The 22,278-nt window shown below is 35.8% G+C and carries 26 protein-coding genes; 14 read left to right on the forward strand and 12 right to left on the reverse strand.

What is annotated here, in order from left to right; translation table 11 throughout:
- Positions 1-58 precede the first annotated feature (58 nt).
- Complete coding sequence (locus Q0505_RS06885) at positions 59-280, reverse strand: heavy-metal-associated domain-containing protein (RefSeq protein WP_299210523.1); 222 nt, start codon at positions 278-280, stop codon at positions 59-61.
- Between the two features lie 120 nt (positions 281-400).
- Between Q0505_RS06885 and Q0505_RS06890 the strand changes: the two genes are divergently transcribed.
- Positions 401-1,231: a universal stress protein gene (locus Q0505_RS06890; protein ID WP_299210525.1), complete on the forward strand. Its 831-nt coding sequence runs from the start codon at positions 401-403 to the stop codon at positions 1,229-1,231.
- A gap of 71 nt (positions 1,232-1,302) precedes the next feature.
- Here the strand turns inward: Q0505_RS06890 and Q0505_RS06895 are convergent, their stop codons facing one another.
- Positions 1,303-2,004 (reverse strand): Crp/Fnr family transcriptional regulator, encoded by a 702-nt coding sequence (locus tag Q0505_RS06895; protein ID WP_299210527.1) that lies wholly within the window; start codon positions 2,002-2,004, stop codon positions 1,303-1,305.
- A 145-nt stretch (positions 2,005-2,149) separates the two neighbouring features.
- Positions 2,150-2,374 (reverse strand): hypothetical protein, encoded by a 225-nt coding sequence (locus Q0505_RS06900; protein WP_299210529.1) that lies wholly within the window; start codon positions 2,372-2,374, stop codon positions 2,150-2,152.
- Positions 2,375-2,540: 166 nt separating this feature from the next.
- Between Q0505_RS06900 and Q0505_RS06905 the strand changes: the two genes are divergently transcribed.
- The 10 genes from Q0505_RS06905 to Q0505_RS06950 all read left to right on the forward strand — a co-directional run bounded on the left by Q0505_RS06905 (position 2,541) and on the right by Q0505_RS06950 (position 11,838).
- Complete coding sequence (locus tag Q0505_RS06905) at positions 2,541-5,024, forward strand: heavy metal translocating P-type ATPase metal-binding domain-containing protein (protein WP_299210531.1); 2,484 nt, start codon at positions 2,541-2,543, stop codon at positions 5,022-5,024.
- An 88-nt stretch (positions 5,025-5,112) separates the two neighbouring features.
- Positions 5,113-5,328, forward strand: a complete 216-nt coding sequence (ccoS, locus tag Q0505_RS06910; RefSeq protein WP_299210533.1) for a cbb3-type cytochrome oxidase assembly protein CcoS — start codon at positions 5,113-5,115, stop codon at positions 5,326-5,328.
- Between the two features lie 2 nt (positions 5,329-5,330).
- A complete protein-coding gene (gene ccoN, locus Q0505_RS06915) occupies positions 5,331-7,535 on the forward strand; it encodes a cytochrome-c oxidase, cbb3-type subunit I (RefSeq protein WP_299210535.1) in 2,205 nt (734 codons plus the stop codon).
- Between the two features lie 4 nt (positions 7,536-7,539).
- Positions 7,540-7,737, forward strand: a complete 198-nt coding sequence (locus Q0505_RS06920; RefSeq protein ID WP_299210537.1) for a CcoQ/FixQ family Cbb3-type cytochrome c oxidase assembly chaperone — start codon at positions 7,540-7,542, stop codon at positions 7,735-7,737.
- Positions 7,734-8,690: a cbb3-type cytochrome c oxidase N-terminal domain-containing protein gene (locus Q0505_RS06925; protein ID WP_299210539.1), complete on the forward strand. Its 957-nt coding sequence runs from the start codon at positions 7,734-7,736 to the stop codon at positions 8,688-8,690. Before Q0505_RS06920 ends, Q0505_RS06925 begins: the two co-directional genes overlap by 4 nt.
- 47 nt (positions 8,691-8,737) lie before the next feature.
- Positions 8,738-10,159 carry a cytochrome c oxidase accessory protein CcoG gene (gene ccoG, locus Q0505_RS06930; RefSeq protein ID WP_299210541.1) on the forward strand — a complete coding sequence of 474 codons (1,422 nt, stop codon included), beginning with the start codon at positions 8,738-8,740 and terminating at the stop codon, positions 10,157-10,159.
- 181 nt (positions 10,160-10,340) lie between these two features.
- Positions 10,341-10,478: a hypothetical protein gene (locus Q0505_RS06935; RefSeq protein WP_299210542.1), complete on the forward strand. Its 138-nt coding sequence runs from the start codon at positions 10,341-10,343 to the stop codon at positions 10,476-10,478.
- A gap of 36 nt (positions 10,479-10,514) precedes the next feature.
- Positions 10,515-10,961 carry a FixH family protein gene (locus Q0505_RS06940; protein WP_299210543.1) on the forward strand — a complete coding sequence of 149 codons (447 nt, stop codon included), beginning with the start codon at positions 10,515-10,517 and terminating at the stop codon, positions 10,959-10,961.
- Positions 10,961-11,668: a sulfite exporter TauE/SafE family protein gene (locus Q0505_RS06945; RefSeq protein WP_299210545.1), complete on the forward strand. Its 708-nt coding sequence runs from the start codon at positions 10,961-10,963 to the stop codon at positions 11,666-11,668. Before Q0505_RS06940 ends, Q0505_RS06945 begins: the two co-directional genes overlap by 1 nt.
- Before the next feature lie 26 nt (positions 11,669-11,694).
- Positions 11,695-11,838 (forward strand): hypothetical protein, encoded by a 144-nt coding sequence (locus Q0505_RS06950; protein ID WP_299210547.1) that lies wholly within the window; start codon positions 11,695-11,697, stop codon positions 11,836-11,838.
- Positions 11,839-11,982: 144 nt separating this feature from the next.
- Here Q0505_RS06950 and Q0505_RS06955 read toward each other — a convergent pair whose 3' ends face one another.
- From Q0505_RS06955 to Q0505_RS06980, 6 genes are all read right to left on the reverse strand, one after another.
- Positions 11,983-12,459 carry an Hsp20/alpha crystallin family protein gene (locus Q0505_RS06955; protein ID WP_299210549.1) on the reverse strand — a complete coding sequence of 159 codons (477 nt, stop codon included), beginning with the start codon at positions 12,457-12,459 and terminating at the stop codon, positions 11,983-11,985.
- Between the two features lie 41 nt (positions 12,460-12,500).
- The gene (locus Q0505_RS06960; RefSeq protein ID WP_299210551.1) at positions 12,501-12,689 is read right to left on the reverse strand and encodes a hypothetical protein; all 189 of its coding nucleotides are present in this window, start codon (positions 12,687-12,689) and stop codon (positions 12,501-12,503) included.
- A gap of 12 nt (positions 12,690-12,701) precedes the next feature.
- A complete protein-coding gene (locus Q0505_RS06965) occupies positions 12,702-12,998 on the reverse strand; it encodes a hypothetical protein (RefSeq protein ID WP_299210553.1) in 297 nt (98 codons plus the stop codon).
- Positions 12,999-13,108: 110 nt separating this feature from the next.
- Positions 13,109-13,261 (reverse strand): hypothetical protein, encoded by a 153-nt coding sequence (locus Q0505_RS06970; protein WP_299210555.1) that lies wholly within the window; start codon positions 13,259-13,261, stop codon positions 13,109-13,111.
- Between the two features lie 366 nt (positions 13,262-13,627).
- Positions 13,628-14,989, reverse strand: coding sequence for an oxygen-independent coproporphyrinogen III oxidase (gene hemN / locus Q0505_RS06975; RefSeq protein WP_299210557.1), 1,362 nt, complete (start codon positions 14,987-14,989; stop codon positions 13,628-13,630).
- A gap of 12 nt (positions 14,990-15,001) precedes the next feature.
- Entirely contained in the window at positions 15,002-15,289 is a 288-nt protein-coding gene (locus Q0505_RS06980) for a hypothetical protein (protein ID WP_299210559.1), read from the reverse strand.
- Between the two features lie 193 nt (positions 15,290-15,482).
- Between Q0505_RS06980 and Q0505_RS06985 the strand changes: the two genes are divergently transcribed.
- Complete coding sequence (locus Q0505_RS06985) at positions 15,483-16,085, forward strand: YkgJ family cysteine cluster protein (RefSeq protein ID WP_299210561.1); 603 nt, start codon at positions 15,483-15,485, stop codon at positions 16,083-16,085.
- A 54-nt stretch (positions 16,086-16,139) separates the two neighbouring features.
- Here the strand turns inward: Q0505_RS06985 and Q0505_RS06990 are convergent, their stop codons facing one another.
- The 3 genes from Q0505_RS06990 to Q0505_RS07000 all read right to left on the reverse strand — a co-directional run bounded on the left by Q0505_RS06990 (position 16,140) and on the right by Q0505_RS07000 (position 20,939).
- Positions 16,140-18,854 carry a TonB-dependent receptor gene (locus Q0505_RS06990; protein WP_299210563.1) on the reverse strand — a complete coding sequence of 905 codons (2,715 nt, stop codon included), beginning with the start codon at positions 18,852-18,854 and terminating at the stop codon, positions 16,140-16,142.
- 57 nt (positions 18,855-18,911) lie between these two features.
- Positions 18,912-19,754, reverse strand: coding sequence for a GLPGLI family protein (locus Q0505_RS06995; RefSeq protein ID WP_299210565.1), 843 nt, complete (start codon positions 19,752-19,754; stop codon positions 18,912-18,914).
- Between the two features lie 261 nt (positions 19,755-20,015).
- Entirely contained in the window at positions 20,016-20,939 is a 924-nt protein-coding gene (locus Q0505_RS07000) for a LysR family transcriptional regulator (RefSeq protein WP_299210567.1), read from the reverse strand.
- Between the two features lie 90 nt (positions 20,940-21,029).
- Here Q0505_RS07000 and Q0505_RS07005 point away from each other — a divergent pair, with 90 nt between their 5' ends.
- Entirely contained in the window at positions 21,030-21,260 is a 231-nt protein-coding gene (locus Q0505_RS07005) for a hypothetical protein (RefSeq protein ID WP_299210569.1), read from the forward strand.
- Between the two features lie 23 nt (positions 21,261-21,283).
- Entirely contained in the window at positions 21,284-22,243 is a 960-nt protein-coding gene (locus Q0505_RS07010) for a sodium-dependent bicarbonate transport family permease (protein WP_299210571.1), read from the forward strand.
- Positions 22,244-22,278: the final 35 nt, after the last annotated feature.

Raw genomic sequence — 22,278 nt, forward strand, 5'->3', positions numbered from 1 at the left:
ACACACTCGTACATTGTTTTATGATGTAGCAAGCCTATTTTATCATCTACATATACCGCTACCAAATCCTATTGGGATCATTTGTAATAGGAAATCCGATCTCTTTAAGATGCATTCGTAAGCCTTCCAGCGTGTTATGTGTGCTATAATCAAAACTAACACTGCTTCTAGATACATCAATCGCTATATTTGAGATTCCTTCTACTTTATTCAGTTGTATAGCAACCGCATTTTTACAACCATCACATTGTAAATTCTGTATGGTTACTGTTGTTCTCATGATATGTATATTTTAAACTATAAACTTATAGGATATACAATCACCTGTAGATGACTTTTATCATCTTTTTAAATAAATAGCGCCCTTACTTTTGCGTTATAACCATCTTAAACAATCCTTATGAAAACAATTATAGTTCCTGTAGATTTTTCTAAATTCTCTGAAAATGCACTAAAAGTGGCAGCACAACTGGCTAAAAAAGAAAATGCAACGATTATAGCTGTACATATGATGGGATTGAGTGAAGCAAACCTCACCAAAGAACATAATAGTATGGAAGGTATGTTCTTCATCAAACTTACACAAAAACGTTTTGAAGAATTCTTAGATAAAGACTATCTGGAAGGTATTACTGTACTCCAGACCGTTAAAAATTATAAGATATTTAGCGAGTTGGATGATGTCGCAAAAGAGCATCAAGCTGATCTTATTGTCATGGGGTCACATGGGAGTAGCGGACTTCAAGAAGTTTTTGTTGGCTCTAATACAGAAAAAGTAGTAAGAACAGCTAGCGTTCCTGTACTCGTCATAAAAAATGAACATGATTTTACTACTACAAAAGCAGTGTTTGCCTGTGATTACAAATTAGAAAGCCTTGATGTTTTTAAAAAGGCAATAAATCTCTTTAGGTTATTAGGAATAGATACAGAACTCGTATATATAAATCTTCCAGGAGAAAATTATAAAAGCACAAAACAAATAGAACAACAAATTGTAGACTTTTTAGTACATCTTGATAAGAGTAGTCACACCGTCTTACCAGAAGATATAACCATCTATGCAGACTATTCTGTAGAGCAAGGTATTTTTAATTTTGCAAAGAAAGTAAAAGCGGGTGTCATAGGAATTCCTACACATGGTCGTAGAGGATTAGCGCATTTCTTTTCAGGGAGTATAAGCGAAGACATTGTAAACCATTCGGAGCTTCCTGTTATTACGTTTAAGATGTAAGTATACGCTTTGCTTTCGCGAAAGCGTAATCAACAGTAAGCTAGTCAAAGGAGGACAAAAGTATCCAAAACCTACAAGCCTTCTATCAAACGATAGAGGGCTTTGTCATCTTCTATCTTAATACGTTTGCCATCTGTAGTAATCCACCCTTCTTTTTTAAACATAGTAAGTGTACGGATACAGGCTTCTTTTGCAGTGCCTACTACATTTGCGATATCTTCACGGGTAAGTGTCATAGCAATATATCCATCCTGATCTGTTCCAAAATTTTCAGCCAAATAGCGTAAAGTCTCTGCAATGCGTTGCTTTACCGTTTTCTGAGCCATGTTCACAATCACATCATCGGCAAACTTTAAGTCATTTGCAATGTGTATTAAAATGGCTTTGGTAAAGGCAACATTATTACTGATATTGTCTGTAATATGATTTTTAGGAATATAGCAGACTTCCATATCATTAAGAGCCACAGCACTTAAATTGGTTGTCTCTTCGGTGATTACAGAACGTTGTCCCAATACTTCTCCTTTGGTGGCAATCTTGACAATCTGATCTTTCCCATTATCACTCATCTTAGAGAGCTTGGAAACCCCATTACGCACACAAAAGACTCCGTTAAGCTTTTCTCCCTCCTGAAAAAGAGCATCACCTTTCTTTATAGATTTGGTGATTTTACTGTCGGATATCTTTTTGAGTTCTTCTTTACTTAAAGCTTTTAGAGCATTCAACTGCCGTACAATGCAGTTTTCACATCTACCCTCTTTGTGGTTCTCCATCTCTTTCTAAAATAAGAATCTAAATATACTAGAAGTGAAAACGAGGTGCAAGAAATTTCAACTCAGATTATAAATTAAAACTTTATGATGAGTTTTAAAAGTACCGTAATAGATTTTCTATGACATCATTTTAGATGTTAGCAAATTATGACTCGCCTAAGTCGGGTCGATCTTCATAAAAATCTTTAAAAGTCTTATCTGTGGTGTAATCATCTTTTAGGACTTTATATACGGTAAACACAAGCATTAGTTGACCAAACACTGTGAGAAAAAACACCCAGCTAAAACTCAAATTCATAGTAGCAAAAATAGTTACAGTGATTAAAAGCAATGTCGTACAGGCGAGCCATTGCATAGCAGAAATTTTCATAACATTAGTTTTATCTACAATTTACCAAATGCTTTTAAACAAAACAAATTCAAGAATCTCTATTTTGTAAGATGACTTTTATCATCTTTTAAGAGAAAGCTTTTATTCAAATTTGCACTAGGTATCATAAGGCTTTTTAAAAGAGCCTGAGCAAATTAAAATTCGTATGGAAAGTTGTTTCCATTGTGGTGATTTTTGTAACACTACAATCATCTCACATAATGACAAGTCGTTTTGTTGCCAAGGTTGTAAAACTGTTTTTGACATTCTCAATGAGAATGATCTCTCCTATTACTATGATTTAGAACACACTCCAGGAACTACACCTAACCGTATAGAAGGCAAATTTGACTTTTTAGAAAATGAGCAAATTGTCTCTAAGCTTCTTGAGTTTGATGAACAAGGAACTCAAATTGTCACCTTACTCATCCCATCTATTCATTGTAGTTCGTGTATTTGGGTGTTGGAAAATTTGAATAAAATCAGCACAGGTGTAAAAACAGCACAGGTGAATTTCGCAAAGAAAACCGTAACGATTACATTTTCTCCAGAGTGCATTCCTCTCAAAGAACTTGTCGTCCTACTTTCTAGAATAGGATATGAACCCTATATATCACTAGATGATGCCTCTGAAAAGAAATCATACATAGATAGGAGTCTACTTTACAAACTAGGCGTCGCTGGCTTTGCTTTTGGAAACATCATGTTTCTTTCATTTCCAGAATATTTTGAAGTACACGAATTTTGGTTAGATAGGTACAAATACGTTTTTAGATGGTTGATATTTGCATTTGCTATTCCCGTCGCCTTTTATTCTGGGATTGATTATTTTAAAGCTGCCTACAAGGGACTGCGCTCTAAAATCTTAAATATAGACGTCCCTATTGCCATAGGGATTTCTGTATTATTTATTCGTTCTACGGTAGAGATTGCTACAGATTCAGGAACTGGTTTTTTTGATAGTATGGCTGGATTGGTTTTCTTTTTATTACTAGGGAAATTGTTTCAGCAGAAAACGTATGCATCTCTTTCTTTTGAACGTGATTACAAATCCTATTTTCCCATTGCTGTCACTCGATTGATTGAAAATTCAAATGATGCTGATTCCGCTTTCGCGAAAGCAAAAACAGAAGAACAAGCACAGGTCTATGATCTAAAAAAAGGCGATTGTATCCTGATCAGAAATAGCGAGTTATTGCCTGTAGATGCAATTCTCATCAAAGGAAATGCCTTAATAGATTACAGTTTTGTTACCGGCGAAGCAGTGCCTGTCACCAAACAATCTGGAGATTACGTATATGCGGGTGGACGTCAACAAGCAGGCTCCATAGAAGTAGAGGTTTTAAAACCTGTAGAACAAAGTTACTTAACACAATTATGGGCTAACGAGGTCTTTTCAAAAAACAAACAAAGTGTATTTGAATCCCTTACAGATCGGATTAGCAAACGATTTACAGTAAGCCTTCTTGCTATAGCCATTGTCGCTATGATTGTATGGTTATTTATTGATACCTCTATTGCATTAAACGTATTTACAGCCGTACTCATTGTTGCCTGCCCATGCGCTATTGCACTAGCAGCTCCTTTTACACTAGGAAACTTAGTTCGCATTTTTGGACGCCATAAACTATATATAAAAGACAGCTCCATTATTGAACAATTAGCGTCTATTGATATGGTTGTTTTTGACAAAACAGGAACGCTTACCACCAGTTCAAAAAATACCATTACCTATGAAGGAGTTACGCTCACAGAAGAAGAAGTCTCCTTATTAACCAGTACGCTACGAGCATCCAACCATCCGCTGAGTCGGTCTTTGTATGCAATTTTAGATAAAAATAATATTCAAACACTAGATGATTTCAAGGAAGAAATAGGGCACGGAATCACAGGTGTTATTAATAATCATAAGATCAAAATAGGTTCGTACGGCTTTGTAAATACCTCTGACAACCTAGAAGAACAAGGGTATCGTAAAACAACGGTACATATAAGTACAGACAATCAATATAAAGGATGTTATGTTTTTTATAATGAATATCGCGACAGTGTAAAAGAGGTTTTTGATCAGTTAAAATCAACGGTAAATATTGTGATCCTCTCTGGAGATAATGATGGCGAAAAAGTGTACTTACAAAAACTACTTCCTAAAAATGCTACCCTGCTTTTTAATCAAAAACCAGAAGATAAACTTCAGTATATCAAAAATCAGCAAAAAGAAGGGAAACACGTATTAATGATAGGCGACGGACTCAATGATGCAGGTGCATTGGCACAAAGTGATGTCGGGATTTCTATTTCAGAAAATGTGAACATATTTTCTCCTGCTTGTGACGGGATTTTGGACGCTTCTCGATTTAAGGATATTCCTCAGTTTTTAATGCTTTCCAAAAAAGGAATACAGATCATTACCTATGCGTTTATAGGTTCGCTGCTCTATAACATCATAGGATTAGGCTTTGCCATTACTGGAAATCTAGCTCCAGTCGTAGCGGCAATTTTGATGCCTTTAAGTTCTATTAGCATCGTTGTTTTTACAACTATAGCTACGTATGTAGCAGGCAGGAAACTTAGTAAAATGAATGTTGGGTACGCTCCTGCCGGCAGGCAGGTAGGTTTGGGAAATGATATGCTGAGCCTGTCTAAGTAGCGCACTCAAAATATATTTCTGAAAGCTGACAAATGTCATCTTTTTTGAAAACCATCAACCCTAGTTTTACACCATAATTCAGGTAGGTATGAGTATTATTTATATGCTTTTGGCAATTAGTGTTTTTGTAGCGCTCGTCTTTTTTGTGGCATTCATTTTTTCTGTAAAAAAAGGACAGTATGATGATACGTATACTCCTTCGGTACGGATGCTTTTTGAAGATGAAATTATCAAAGAGAAAACCGTACTACCCGCTAAGAAAACAACAACAAAACCAATCAAATTAAAAGAACAACCTAAGTAACTATGGAAGTACAACAGTTTTATTACGATAATAAGATCGTACGCAAATTCATTGTCGCAACACTATTTTGGGGAATCATAGGGATGAGTATAGGATTACTCCTTGCTTTTATGTTTTTATTCCCAAATCTTACTGACGGAATCTCTTGGTTAAGTTTTGGTCGTTTACGTCCATTACATACCAATGCCGTCATTTTTGCCTTTGTAGGAAATGCGATTTTTGCAGGGGTCTACTACTCTACGCAGCGATTATTAAAAGCGCGTATGTGGAAAGATTGGTTAAGCAATCTCAATTTTTGGGGATGGCAAGCCATTATTGTGGGGGCTGCAATTACCCTTCCGTTAGGATTTACAACCTCAAAAGAATATGCAGAGTTAGAATGGCCTTTTGATATTGCTATTGCCTTGATCTGGGTTGCTTTTGGAGCCAATTTAATAGGAACAATCCTGAAACGTCGCCAGCGCCACTTGTATGTCGCTATTTGGTTTTACTTAGGCACTTTTGTTACGGTAGCAGTATTGCATATTGTAAATAGCATGGAAGTGCCTGTGAGTGCTTTAAAAAGTTACTCTATGTATGCGGGAGTTCAAGATGCACTAGTACAATGGTGGTACGGACATAATGCCGTTGCCTTTTTCTTAACCACTCCTTTTCTAGGATTGATGTATTACTTTGTTCCTAAAGCGGCAAACAGACCTGTTTATTCGTATAGACTTTCTATTGTACACTTCTGGTCATTGATCTTTATTTATATCTGGGCAGGACCGCATCACTTATTATATTCTGCATTACCCGATTGGGCTCAAAACTTAGGTGTTGCCTTTTCTATCATGCTCTTAGCTCCCTCATGGGGAGGAATGATTAATGGCTTACTTACTCTGCGTGGTGCTTGGGATAAAGTACGTACAGACCCTGTGCTTAAGTTTATGGTCGTCGCTATTACAGGATACGGTATGGCAACCTTTGAAGGTCCGATGCTATCCCTTAAAAATGTAAATGCCATTGCCCATTTTAGTGATTGGGTGATTGCGCATGTGCATGTAGGTGCACTCGCGTGGAATGGTTTCTTAACCTTTGGTATGATTTACTGGATGGTACCTAAATTATTTAAAACCACACTCTGGTCTACTAAACTAGCCAATGCTCATTTCTGGATAGGAACCTTAGGAATTATCTTATACGCATTACCAATGTATGTCGCTGGATTTGTACAAGCATCTATGTGGAAACAATTTAATCCAGACGGGACATTAACCTATGGTAATTTCTTAGAGACCGTAAGTGAAATTATCCCTATGTATTGGATGCGTGCTATAGGTGGTACCATGTTTATTGTCGGAGCTTTAATTGGAGTCTATAACATTATTATGACAGCCCGTGCTGGAAATAAAGTAACCGACGAACTTGCAGAAGCTGCTCCTCTACAAAGAGTCACCAAAAAACGAACTGCAAAGGAGGGATATCATACCTGGTTAGAAAGACGCCCAGTGAAGTTAACCATTTTTGCAACGATTGCTATTCTTATAGGGGGTATGGTGCAGATTATCCCTTCCTTGATTGTAGATGATTATATCCCTATAATCACCAGTGTAAAACCATATACACCTCTTGAACTAGAAGGACGTGATATTTATATACGAGATGGCTGTGTCTCATGTCACTCCCAAATGATACGCCCTTTTAGAAGCGAGGTCGAACGTTATGGTGAATACTCCAAAGCAGGAGAATATGTATATGATCATCCCTTCTTATGGGGAAGTAAACGTACAGGACCAGATCTTATGCGTATTGGTGGAAAATATAGTGACAACTGGCACCTTAATCACTTCTATGATCCACAAAGTACCTCATCTGGATCTATTATGCCATCCTACAAATGGCTTATTAAAAACAAGCTAGACAAAGGAAGCACCCAAGATAAGATGGAAGCAATGCTCTCTCTAGGAGTTCCTTATACCAAAGAAGATATAGAACGTGCTTATGAATGGATGGACGAACAAGGAACTCAAATAGAAAAGAACCTTTATAATGATCCTGATTTTGCAAAGACATACGAAGCAGATAAGAAGTATGCGCTAGAAAATGGAGAAGAATTTATAGAAATGAGAAATCGTGAGGTGGTTGCCTTAATCGCATACCTACAACGAATGGGAACTGATATTAAAGTAAAAAACGGTGATGATACCACCCTTCATATAAACGAGTAAAGACATGCTAAAATTTATAAAAGGAAACCTAGAAAACATAGATGGAGTTGAAGTCTATCCTATCATTTCACTACTTATATTCTTCATCTTCTTTGCCATCCTTTTTTGGTGGGTATTCACCACAAAAAAGGCACATATAGACACCGTGAGTCATATCCCATTAGAAGATGATACGATCATTTTAAAAGAAGGACAGTTATGAGAACAACAGCATCATTTTTAAGAATACTCGGATTTTCAGTTTTTGGTTATTTTTTCCTAGACTATGTAGGTACCACTGGAGACACTTCTATATTTATACAAAACCCATGGATGTGGGTTTTATTTGGAGCCATTATCCTTTTTTATATCGCAGGAGAGGTCAGCGTAGCAGCACTTAAAGGTATTCTTTACAAGACATTATCTCCCGAAGCAAAAAAGCGATATGATCAAAAAGAAGCTCAAGAAAAAGCAAAGCAATTCAGATGGATTAAAGAAAAATATAAAAATTCTCTAGGAAGTAAAGCGCTAGAAGAAGAACACGAGATTATACTTGATCACAACTACGACGGGATTAAAGAGCTAGATAATAATTTACCGCCTTGGTGGGTATATATGTTTTATGCGACCATCGTGTTTGCCATTATTTATTTGGTACGATTTGAAGTCTTTAACGAATACGATCAGGCAGAAGAGTATGAAATTGCAGTAGCAGAGGCAAACCTAGAAATTGAAGAGTGGAAAAAAACAGCTAAAGATCTCGTAGATATAAATACAGTCATATTCCTAGCGGATGCAGCCGATCTAAAAGTGGGTCAATCTATTTTTGGTGAAAACTGTATAGCTTGTCATAAAGTAGATGGCGGTGGTGGTATAGGTCCTAATCTTACAGATCCTAATTGGATTCTTGGAGGAGGCATCAAAAATGTGTTTAAAACGATTTCTGAGGGAGGCCGTGATGGAAAGGGAATGATTGCTTGGAAAACAGAACTAAGCCCTGCAGAAATGGCACAAGTAGCCAGTTATGTCCTAACATTAGAAGGTACCACACCAGCAGAACCTAAAGCTCCCGAAGGAGATATTTGGATAGATCCTGATCAACCAGAAGAAGTCATCTTGGAAATAAAGGAAGTCATTATAGACTCTACCGTAGTAAATATCACGATCAATAAGTAAGTATTTGCACACGCCAGTAGGCAAAAGCGAAAACAGCAACAAACACGATGGCAGAACAAGGTCAAGATACTTTTAGAGATACCCTCGGAACGCTTAACAAAGAAGGAAAGCGCGCTTGGGTTTTTCCTAAAAAGCCTGATGGTAAGTGGTATGAATATCGTAAATATGTAAGTTACGTATTGCTGACCTTTTTGTTTGCTGCTCCTTTTGTGAAAATAGGAGGAAATCAGTTTTTGATGTTTAATGTACTAGAACGTCGTTTTAATATTTTCGGCTTCCCTTTTTGGCCACAGGATTTTCATTTGTTTGTGATTATGATGCTTATCGGTGTGGTATTTGTCATCCTATTTACCGTTGCATTTGGACGACTATTCTGTGGCTGGGTGTGTCCTCAAACGATCTTTATGGAAATGGTGTTTCGTCGTATTGAATATTGGATAGATGGAGATCGAGGCAAACAGATCCGTCTTTCTAAAATGCCATGGAATGCCGAGAAGATTAGGAAAAGAGTTCTAAAATGGTTTATTTTCTTTATCATATCATTTCTTATTGCCAATGTATTTTTAGCCTATCTCATCGGGAGTGATCAGTTGCTTCGGTATGTCACAGAAGGGCCTTTAAAACACCAAAGTACTTTCATATCGCTTCTCATTTTTACAGGCGTATTCTATTTTGTCTTTGCTTGGTTTCGAGAACAAGTTTGCATCATTGTTTGCCCGTATGGGAGACTACAAGGTGTATTACTGGATAATAAATCTATTGTGGTGGCGTATGACCATAAACGTGGAGAAAAAGAAGCAGGTCGCGCTAAATTTAAAAAGAACGAAGAGAGACCCGCCACCGGAAAAGGAGATTGTATTGATTGTTTTCAGTGTGTGCACGTATGTCCAACAGGAATAGATATCCGTAATGGAACGCAGTTAGAATGCGTCAACTGTACAGCATGTATTGATGCTTGTGATCACATGATGGAGAGTGTAAACTTACCTAAAGGATTGATCCGCTATGCAAGTGAAGATGCTATTGAGAAAAAAGAGAAATTTACCTTTTCACCTCGCTTAAAAGGATATACGGTTGTATTAGGGATTCTCACAGCTGTACTTATTGGGATGCTTTTTTTACGTAATGATGTTGAAGCCCGCATCCTTCGTTTACCAGGACAATTATATGAGCATAAGGCAAATAATATGATTAGCAATGTATATACCTTCAAACTGATTAACAAAACAGTAGATGATATCGAGAATGTTCATTTTGAATTACTATCTCATAAAGGAACTATCGAATTAGTATCTAATAACGATTTTAAAGTGGACGGTCAAGGGCTTGCAGAAGGCACCTTATTTATAGAAATAAATGCCAGTGCGCTAAGTGGAGACAAAGACCGATTAGAAATAGGAATTTATAGCGGTACTGATTTAATTGAAACAACAACCACGGCTTTTTTAGGACCTAGGAGTTATAAATAATTAAATATTTCGCTTTCGCGAAAGTGTATAAAGAATATATAAAAGCAGTAGTTATCTGCGTGAAGGATTGTAGTGGTTACCCCACAGCCTGACGAAGGAAGTGCGAGGCGTAAAAACGGAAAGCCTGACCTGATTCCTGAACGTAGTGAAGGATAAAGGGCACGCCCAAAATAGTAGAACGATGAATGAGTTAAAGAATAAAAAATGCTGTCAAGGATGTAAAAATGGACAACCAGGACGAAACCCACGCTGTCAAGCTAAATTATTGATGGAGAACGTAAAGCAACAACAAGAATTACTAAAAGAAGAAGAGGTTTAATTAAAAAGATATCACGCTAACGGCGTGACATAAATTATGAAATGGAATTGGGGAACAGGTCTCGTGGTAGCCATGGCTGCTTTTATAGGGTTTATACTCTATATGGTCATTACGATGAGTACCAATAAAAAATATAGTCATGATTTAGTAACCGAATCATACTATGCAAAAGAAATGGCATACCAAACCGAGATTGATGCCGAAACAAACACAAATAATCTCAAAGAAAACATAGAAGGCAAGAAGACAAAAGAAGGATGGTTACTGTCATTTCCTTCAGAATTAGAAGCTTCTAAAATCATAGGGAAAGTGTTCCTATACCGACCGTCTAATCAGCAACTGGATTTTGACTTCCCATTAGTCCTTTCCGGATCAAATTTGCTCATACCTGACAAACAGCTGGTAGACGGTCGGTGGAACATTACCATAGAATTTGAATACGATAGTACATCCTATTTGTATAAAAAATCAATTGTGTATTAATGTTGTATGCGGCACTCATATTTGGTCTCTTAGGGAGTTTTCACTGCGTGGGGATGTGTGGGCCTATTGCTTTTTTATTGCCTTTGGATCGTAAAAATAAATCGAAACGCATCCTACAGGTATTGAGTTATCACTCAGGTCGTATTTTTATGTATGCGCTTATTGGGATGGCTTTTGGTATTGTCGGAAAAGGATTAAATCTATTTGGCGTACAGCAACAACTGTCTATAGGTGTTGGGCTTCTTATGATTGTAAGTATTCTATTACCTGTCAAGATTTTTAATCGATATAATTTCTCTAGACCTATTTATAAAGCAGTGGGCAAAATAAAAAGTGCGATGGGCACCGAGCTTAAAAAGAAAAATCCAGGTACTTTTTTTACTATAGGATATCTCAACGGACTTCTGCCTTGTGGTCTTGTCTATATGGCAGTTTTTGGGGCGCTAGCAACGGGAGGTCCTTTACAGGGAAGTTTGTATATGGCCGTTTTTGGATTGGGTACCATACCGCTTATGACAACAGCGATATATTTGGGGAACTTTTTGAAAGGTAACATAAAACAACGCATTGTAAAAGCAATACCTGTGGTGGTCGTTGTTATAGGAATGCTTTTTATACTAAGAGGATTAGGATTAGGGATTCCCTACATCTCTCCCTCTGAAATGGTCACTATAGAACCGGTTGCAGCAAATCATAATTGCCACTAACTTGTATTCATTTAAAAAATCATGATATGAAAAATCTAATCTTACCTTTAGTTAATTGGGGAATGGGTGCTATCATCATAGGTATATTTGCCGTGGTTTGCATTGTTATGGTCGCCGTGGTGTATCATCTGGCTAATAGCGATAAAAAAGGAGATAAAAGTCAAAGCTAGTTTAGATATATTATAGAAATGCTTATCATCAATGCGATGAGAGCAGAAAGTACATATTCTTTTTTATTATATTCATTTTTATACATAGCAAAAAACTACACTGGCATATACCAGTGTAGTTCTATGGCTAATTCTTTCCTCCGTTTATGATATTGTAATCGTACGAGGTGGTTTTTGTTTTGCCTCTTCTTTTTTGGGTAATTGCACTCGTAGAATACCATCTACATACGTAGCTTGAATTTTGGCTTCTTCTATAGATTCTGGCAATGTAAATGTGCGTTTAAAAGAAGCATATCCAAATTCTCTACGTGTATATATCTCTTCCTGATTATTCTCTTCTTGAGAAATTTCTGAAGAAATTGATAAAACGTGATTGTCAAGATCAATTTGAAAATCTTCTTTACGCATACCTGGCACTGCCATATCAACAAAGTAAGCATCTGTAACCTCACGAATATTGACTTTTGGCAAAGTCATACCTGTATTAAAATTAGACATCATTAAAGCTGGCAATTCTCTGGAGAACATTGTATCAATCCATGAGGACCAAGCTGGGAAGTCTTGAAATCTATCTTGATTTGCAGAACTTCCATTTTTCTGAACGGTCATTAATTTGTCCATAATTTAAAATTTAAGTTAAACAAAAAATCTATATATGTTTTCTAGATCCAACGATCTAAAAAACTTTTCTTTTTGGGAATAGCTAGAAAGACTGTAATCGTAGCCATTATAAGTCCGATTAACAGAAAATGGCTTCCTATCTCATATCCCCACACTTTTAGTGAAGCGCCTGTTAGTGTTGAAAAAAATGCAACAAGTCCCAAGAGCAAAACATATTTAATTCTTTTCATAATTGTAGTATTTTAAGTTATTCCATAAGGTGTTATAAATGATTTTCTAGCCTGTTTTTTTCTTATCGTAATACATAGACAATCGTCTATAAAAGAGTTCTCCTCTATATGCGTATATAATGGATCAGGAATTGATAAAAAACTTTCTGTAAATACAGGTGTTTTTAAAACTTGACCTTTATTAACGTATACCTTTTCTGTCATTATTCTTAATGTAAGAATCCCATTCTCTAAAGTGATCGTGTGGTTGTATGCTTTTAATAATGGCGATTTCAATCTGATTTTTAAAGCATCATCCTCAAATCTCATATCTAGTTCTTTGAGCTTAAAAGTATGTTGTCTAACGGAACTAGAGATTGGATACTTGTTAACATTATTTACACTCATCGTACAAACAACTATTAATTATTAAACAATAACTATACGTCCTCTTCATTGAGATCATGATCTCTCAAGACATTTATGATTTTACAAAAAAAATGCCATTCTGGTTTTGTACGCTCCTGTCTGCCGTCAGACAGGTTCGCGAAAGCGACATCTGAAAAAATGTCAGTTTCATAGATACTCCTCATGGCAAGATTCTAAATATTAAACCCCGATCTAATATTGGAGCCAACCATAGATTCTGCTTGATACTTAAACAAGTTCAGTGTCAAGCGGGATTAGTTCAACTAGCCATTTTGTATGCGTCTTTCAGACTTTATAAAACAGCGTTTTGTAAATAAAAGATAGTAAACCCCAGAGCAAGTTCTTACACTACAAATTGACCCAAGGATTGAGATAGTAAACCATAGATCCCGCTGAAAAAGCGGGATTAGTTCAACTAGCCATTTTGTATGCGTCTTTCAGACTTTACAAAACAGCGTTTCACTAACAAAAAAAAGGAAAGCATTACGCCTTCCTTTCTTCCCAACTATAAACATCAAAAACCATCTCTACTACACTGTCATAGAAAACAATGGTGTTTCTGGTTTTTTTCGCTGTAGGCGCATATCAAAGGGCAAACATATATTACGCACAAAAGGACGCCCTTTTTTAGTCACCTCTATTTTTTTAGGATAGATTTCTATAAGTCCATCGTTTTCAAGTTCTTTTAATTTGATAAGCACATCAGGAAGTTCAGGAAAGTATAGAGAAGACTCTTCCCAAGAGGTGGCAAACGTACACATCAAATTAAGGATATGGGTACGTATAATGAGATCTTCATCTGTCAGGATATGTCCTCTAAAAACAGGGAGAATCCCATCATCTACAAGTTGTTGATATTCCTCTACGTTTTTTACATTTTGAGCAAAACTATACCAACTATCACTAATAGCAGATACCCCTAGTCCTATCATGACTTGTGTTTTGGCAGCATTATATCCCATAAAATTTCTATGAATGGTACCATTTTGTTGTGCTTCATATAAAGCATCTGTCTTTAAAGCAAAATGATCCATCCCTATTTCCACATAGCCTGCTTTGGTAAGCATAGTTTTTCCAATCTCATATTGTTTACGTTTTTGCAATGCTGAAGGCAAGTCTTTTTCTTTAAAACCTCGTTGCCCATTTCCTTTCATCCATGGCACGTGTGCATAACTATAAAACGCAATACGATCTGGTCGTAATGTGATTGTTTTATGTATGGTATGTATCACATCATCTTGTGTCTGAAAAGGAAGTCCGTAAATAATATCATGCCCTACAGAGGTATATCCTTCTTCCCGTGCATTACAGGTTGCTTTTTGTACGTGTTGATAAGGTTGAAGACGATTAATTGCTTTTTGTACAACTTCATTATAATCTTGCACGCCATAACATACTCGTGTAAAATTGTGTGTGGCGAGTGCTGCTAGATGTGCTTTAGTTGTATTATTGGGATGACCTTCAAAACTTAATTCACAATCTGGTGCTTGTTTGGCAATGGTAAAAATACCTGATAGCAATCTGTCTAGATGTGCTGGCGAAAAAAAGGTAGGCGTACCTCCCCCTAGATGAAGCTGTTTAACAATAGGCCTTTCATCAAACAACTCATTATACAATACAAATTCTTTTATAATGGATTGTATGTAGGGAACTTCAACCTCATGGTTTTTTGTAATCCGTTTATTACAGCCACAAAATGTACACATGCTTTCGCAAAATGGTAAATGTATGTACACACTTATACCCTCGCTGGTATTGCTTTCGCGAAAGCTATCTTGCAACGTTTTCTTCCAGTCTTTTAAGTAGAATTGTTCCTGATCCCAATAAGGTACTGTGGGATAACTCGTATATCGTGGTCCAGCTACATTGTATTTTGAAATAAGTGTGCACATTAGAAGTATGTTTTAAAACAAGAGTCCCGTAGAGATGGTTAGCAAACTTACGATCACACTTGTGATTAAAAGATTAAGTACTAAATTTGGTTTTTGTACGGTTAGGATAGATGCATTATGTGCACTGCAAGCAGCCACCACAAAGAATACTTGTGTCATTTGAGCAAGTCCGTTGCCTTGCATCATCGTAGTCATCACAGCAATAGAACCTAAACAGGTTGACAAAATAATAGCAAGTGCAGAATAGCCAATAAAGTTTTCATTCCAATCGGTACTGATTTTTGTATATAGTGCATTCATAGTGATAAGATGTTTTTAATTACAGGTCAAAACTATGATATGACAGACGGGAAAAAGATGACTTTTGTCACCTTTTAGAAAACAACGCATACATGACTTGATTTTTCACTTTAAAAAGTGAAAATCATCTTGGATTTTTTAAGAAAGAAATAAAACTACGTAACCTTTTTAAGTCTACCTTCGATAAAAAATAATGTCGATAGAGCGTAGAGTACAATTGGTAGAAAATCTTTTTCATCAATTAGAGCAAGAAAGTGCAGAGTTTCAAAAATCATCAGGAATAGGTTGTGTTTCTGGTTGTGGAAAGTGCTGTACATACCCAGATGTAGAAGCTTCTCCTTTAGAGTTTTTACCATGGGCTTTTCACTTATTTTTAAATGGACAAGCAGAAAAGACGTTAGAAATACTTACTAAAACAAATCATCCAACGTGTCTGATTTACAAACCCCTAACTATTTTAGGACAGGGTCGTTGTAGCGATTACAAATATCGAGGTTTGATTTGTCGACTATTTGGATTTGGTGCCAATACGGATAAATATGGGAATTTAAGATTGGCTACGTGTAAAATCATCAAGGAAGGTCAAGCCGAAAAGTATAACACTACCAACGAAGCTATTAAAAAAGGATTATATGTGCCTGTTTTTACAGAATACTATATGCAGCTAAACCAAATAGATTTTTACTTAGGAAATAAGATTTTACCTATAAATAAAGCCCTTAAAATGGCTATCGAAGAAGTGTTGCAATACTATGCTTATAGAACTTTTCCTGGTGCAGGGAAAGAATGTATTTAGCTCAAAGAATTACTGTCTAATTTACCATAAAAATAGAAGTTCTTAACGAATTCACTACAAAGTATAAACAAATCTAAAGGTTACAAATCGTGGCTGAATAAAAGTTTCTGACGTAAATACAGATAAATTATTTGCACTGTTTCTTACTTGAGAGTCAATGTCTAGTATATTGGTCGCTTTGAGTTCATATTCCCATTTAGCATCTCTATCTTTTCTATACGAAAGTGTCGCATCCCAGTTCTGGAAAGATTGAGATTCTCCATTACCAAGATCTTGATTGGTATAACTATAGTTTGTACGGAATGTAACTGATTTCCAGATGTAGGCATCAAACTCAATAGAAGGTGCATTGGTAACAAAAGTTGTTTTACGCCCTCCTTGATTATTATTGGTCACGCTATAACGATATGTCAAACTCACGTTAGGCGCTACTTTATAATTGGTGCGAATCCCTGGAGTATACGTCTGTGTATAGCCTTCATTAAGTGATTGCTGTCCTTGAATGAATTGATTGATCTTACTGTAATTAAAATTAGCATTTAAGGTTCCTCTAATCTTTCCAAATGTACGTTGTACACGTCCAAAGACATTTACATTTTCATCGGCAAAATTAGAATTAAAAAAAGTACTTGTTCGGATCACATTCTCAAAATTGGTCAGCCCTCGTATCTGGTCAATATTGCTTGAATATGCTGCTCTTGCAAATACATTGGTATAATTAAAAAGGTTGAAACTGCTGTAAAACAGACTTACATTATGAGATAATGCGTTCTGAAGGTCTGACTCTCCAAATTGAATGTTATTGAAATTGTTTAACACTAAACCTTCTGCTAATCGTGTCACATCTGTAAACTGATTACGCATATCATATCGTAATGTCAAGGACTCACTCTTTTTTAATTGGATTCGGGTCTCAAAGTCTGGTAAAAAGCGAAAGAAGTTGTCTTCAAAAGTTTCTCCAAACTGTGTGTTTTTGTTTCCGTATGCATGTACTGAAAAGCCTGGAGTGATGGTAAATTTACCTGTTTTAAATCTATAATGTGCTCCTACATAAATATCACTAAAAGTGTACTCTGTATCATTCGTGGCACGACCATCATTAAATGTTGGTGTTGGATTAAAGAGAGATTCATCTTCTAGAAACTGGAAAATAGCAGAATTAAATTGTTGACGACTTAGGATCGTTCCTAAGGTCAGATTGAGGTTGCTTTTTGTATTAAGGATGTTGTAGTAATCTAATTTGGCATCTAACTGATTTGACTTAATACGCCTGTCTTGACCTATGTTATAATTGGTTAATGAGGTATCCAATCCTAAACCATCTGCAGTGGTATCAAAAGCATCATCTCCATTTGGATCGTTTACTAAAAGTGCATTGTAGAATGGATCTTCGTTTTTATATAAATGCTGTGCTTCAAAAGCGAAAATATTGGTTTCGTTAAGCGTATAGTAATAATTTATATTCTGATTGATGCTAAATGGTGTGACTTCATCTAGTTGGTTGGTATCCCCAATAACAGAAGAAAAGACATTCTGGTTTTGGCTGTCATTAGATACGCGAGCTAACACATCATAATCCAATTGATTATTAACGTTTGGTTGATAAGATGCACTCAATTTTAATAACCCCTGATTTGAACGCTCTCTGCTTGATTGTTCTGTCGCTTCGTCAGGAATTCCTAATTCTTGATTTGTATATTGGATAAAACTTGTTTCTCTGGAAAGAATACGGCTACTATTGTAAATAAGAAATCCGCTCAAATCCAAAGCTTGATTTGGGGAGTAACTAAAATTACCTGTTGCCAACTTATTTTCTATTTCTAGAGCATTGCCTTGAGTCGTTAAGAAATTCAGACTATTATCTCCAAGGTTGATACTTGTTCCGCTACTTCTACTTGGCGATCGGAAACCGCCTCCAAAGTTTCTAATATCACGTCTGGTTAATGCTGCTTCTCCCGTATTATTGATATCTCCGATAAAATTAATACTGTATTTTGGATTGTAATAAAACAGTTTTGGTTGCACCAAGTATAATGCATTATCTGGTGAAGTACCCGCTCCTGCAGTAATATTACCAAACCAAAAATTTTCTTTTCCTTCCTTTAATTTTATGTTTAGTGCCACATTATCTTGGTTATTGGTAACTCCGCTGAGTTGACCCACTTCTGAATAGTTTCGTAATACTTCTATTTTATCTACAGCTTTTGATGGGATATTTTTCGTTGCTAATTTGGTGTCGCCATCAAAAAAATCTTTCCCATTAACCATCAATTTATTAACTACCTTACCTTCTACTTCAATTTGCCCATCTTCATTGATTTCTACCCCTGGTAATTTTTCCAATACATCTTCTAACTTCCGTTCTGTTCCGTTTTTAAAAGAATCCGCATTATAAATCAACGTATCTCCCTTTACGGTCACTGGCATTTCAAAGGTAAGCTCTATCTCATCCAAGGAGTTATCTGGTTGGAGTATATAATCTCTTGTGATATCACTTTCTTGTGTTGGAAGGATTTCCTCAAAAGTTTTCAATCCTATGTAACTCACCTGTATTTTATAGGTATTATTTTTTCCTAATTCTAGCTTATACTTTCCTTCTTCATTCGTAATACCATAGGATTCTAGTCCACTTGTTTCTTGATTTATTGCGATTATATTTGCTAACTCTAAGGGATTATTCAAACTATCCTTAACCACGCCTTCTAGTTTGACTTGAGCGTGAGTAAGCCCCGCTACAAAAAGTAGTGCGAAACAAAATATATTTTTCATAATGTGTGGTACTTGCTAGTTTGAATGGTCTTTTAAATGCAGTGTAGCCGGTTGATCTTAACCTCGTGTTCTTCCTCGGTTGTTTCTCATCTCTTGCATTTTCTCAGTAATCGTCTCTTTATATGCCATCTTTGTAATGACCTTCCCTTTATCTGGAGCTTCAATTGTAATTTTCTCCTTAGGGTTCATGACAATTTTAGAACATAATAAAGTAGTATTTCCTGCACTCACCTCTAAAATAAGTCCTGGAAGACCCCAAAATTCGCTTGGTCCATGTCCTACTGGTATTTGAGGTGTGTACCATGCTTCGACTTCCGTCGTTTTTACTTCAGGTTCTTGGGCTTGTCCACTTATGGTATCTGTTTCCTTATTAGGAGTTGGTCTTAGATCACTCCAAGAAAAATTATACCAACTTAATTCAGACGTTGGTATGGAAGCGGTTGCTTTAAAGCACATGTATTGTCCTATTTGCTTCGATTCCGTACCCATTTTCCAGTTTATGGCTTGTAACTTATCCTTCACTAAAAATTGCTTTCCATAAAATTCCTGACTCTGGACTAAGGCATTTTCCTTAATATTTTTATATTGTTCTCCTTGTGTGAAGTTCTGACCCCAAGAATCTGTAGCACCAGACATAGCGTCTAATTTATCCTCTTCATTAAATATAGACTCTTCTTTATTAAAGTCCAATACATAGGTTTTTTCTAATCTACCCTTAAGACGTGCTTGAACTTGCTTTTTTTGTGCTTCGCTCATTCTAGCTCCCCAACTACCCAAATCCATAGTAGATTTTGAAAAGTAAACTGCCTGACCTTGAAACTCTTGAACAGTTGGTGTGGGTTTAACTGATAGAAATACTAAAACGACTAAAATACTTAATTTAGAGAAAATTGTTTTCATAATTGGCAACTAAGATTGTTTTGTTGAACTAAAGTAAACAAATATTAAACAGCGCAGTGTTATTTATTGAAAAATTAACATTAGCAACGTTCCTTAACAGTTACGATTTTTACCTTATATCACTGCTATCTATAAAAATGAGTGCTTTATATTCTTTCGCTTAAAGCGAAAAAGGACTAAGAAAAACTATCTGATTTTTAATCTTAACTATTCAGGTTTCTAAAAGGATACGCTTTACATTTTTTTGAAATTTACTTGAGATTAGTAATCATTGAACCAATTAAAATGATTTTGCATAATACTAGACTTATTATCATTGATATGCTCTACAAACCGTTTTGCGATAGAGGACAGATTCTTTGAACTTAACCATATAAGATTCCAATTGGTCACAATAGGTAAATCTTTTACTGGAATAATTTGTAAATCTCCATTAAGGAGTTCGTTTTTAATCCCGATAAGCGGAACGATAGAAAACCCTAATCCTGCTAGCACAGCTTGTTTCACCGCCTCATTTGATGTGAGTTCCATTTTCTTATAGGTAGAGATTTTATGAGATGCTATAAAACGCTCCATCGCATTACGGGTGGCAGACCCCTGTTCTCTATAAATAAGAGGTAATTCCTCAAATATTTTTGGACTTAGATTTTTTCCTACATTTTTATATTTCCGACCTCCTACAAGATGCAATTTGTTTTCCATAAGTTGCACACGATCAATTTTAAGGTTTTTAGGGATGGTGGATACCATGGCGAAGTCTACGTCATTATTTTCCAAAGAACGTACGACCTCTGCTTTATTGGTCACATCCATTATTAAATCTACTCCTGTATGCTGTGCCATAAAATCAGCCAAAAAATAAGGCATGGCATATTTTGCGGTAGAGACAATCGCAATTTTTAATTTACCTGCAAGCTCGCCTTGAAAAGAAAGCGCTTTATAGTTGAGAGCATGTACTTCTTCGAGGATTTTTGTTGCAGCTTTTGCAATCTCCTCACCAAATTCAGTGATATAAATTTTTCTACCTACTACTTCAAATAAGGGATTTTTGAATTGATCTTGAAACTTTTTTAACTGAATAGAAACAGCAGGTTGTGTAAGAAACAACTCCTCTGAAGTCTTAGTTACACTTTTTAACTCTGATATTTTATAGAAAATTTCTAATTGATGCAGCGTATAATTCATAATAAATAGTTATGTATTTCATAATAAATATAAATAAAAATATACAAAACAAACTGCACATCTTTGCATAAATTAAAAATTAACACTTTTATGAAGCATCAAAATACAGAACAACATCAAACAAAAATAATACAGTTACAAACATCTAAAAAAAGACATATTCCTTTCTTATCAAATAAAATAGCAATTGTAGTAATGCTTGGATTTTTCATCAGTCTTTCTGTAGCAAGCAACTATCTTTTTCTAGAAGAAATTTTGATCGCTACAGCTATTATAAGTTTATCCTTTTCATCAAAAGAGACTACAAAAATCAACAAATAAGGTAGTTCAGATATCACATAATTATGGATTTACACTTGTTATTTGACAACTTAACAAACCCTGCATTACTATTTTTCTTTTTAGGTGTTATTGCCGTTCAACTTAAGAGCGATCTAAGTATACCTTCAAATTCTTCAAAATTCATATCCCTCTATTTACTTTTATCCATTGGTTTCAAAGGAGGTCAAGAACTGGCTCACAGCACCTTTAATAACGAAATTTTATGGTCGTTACTTTTTGGAATGTTCCTCGCTATAGCGATCCCTTGTTACACCTATTTTATTTTAAGACGAAAGTTTTCTGTAGAAAATGCAGGCGCTATTGCCGCAGCGTATGGGTCTGTAAGTGCCGTAACATTTGTTACTACGATCTCATTTCTTGAGATGGAGCAAATTCCTTTTAACGGTCACATGGTTGCCGTAATGGCTCTTATGGAAGCTCCTTCTATTATGGTAGGACTCTTGCTTATCACTGTATTTGCCAAAAATAAGAAAGAAGATAGCGTCCCAATGAAGAAAGTGGTACATCATGCATTAACTAATGGAAGTGTACTCCTTATTATAGGAAGTTTGATTATAGGATTTTTAACTAGCGAAGCTCAAGCAGAAGGTATAAAGCCTTTTACTACAGATATATTCAAAGGATTTCTAGCCGTGTTTCTATTGGATATGGGAATTACGAGTGGAAAAAAACTATCAGATTTTATAAAGAAAGGATGGTTTGCTTTTTTATTTGCTATTATTATACCTATCATAAACGGAAGTATCGTTGCTGTAGTAAGTGGCTTGTTTATAGAAAGTGAAGGTAACAGACTCTTGTTTGCCATACTCGCAGCAAGTGCTTCTTATATTGCTGTTCCTGCCGCTATGAAACTAGCCGCTCCAAAGGCAAACCCAAGTCTTTATATACCTATGGCACTAGCCATTACGTTCCCATTCAATATTACGTTAGGAATGCCGTTGTATCTATACCTTATTCAATAATCATAAATTTTACTAATACTATGCATTAAATATAT

Origin of the sequence: uncultured Dokdonia sp. (assembly GCF_937910895.1) — a bacterium.
GTDB lineage: Bacteria > Bacteroidota > Bacteroidia > Flavobacteriales > Flavobacteriaceae > Dokdonia.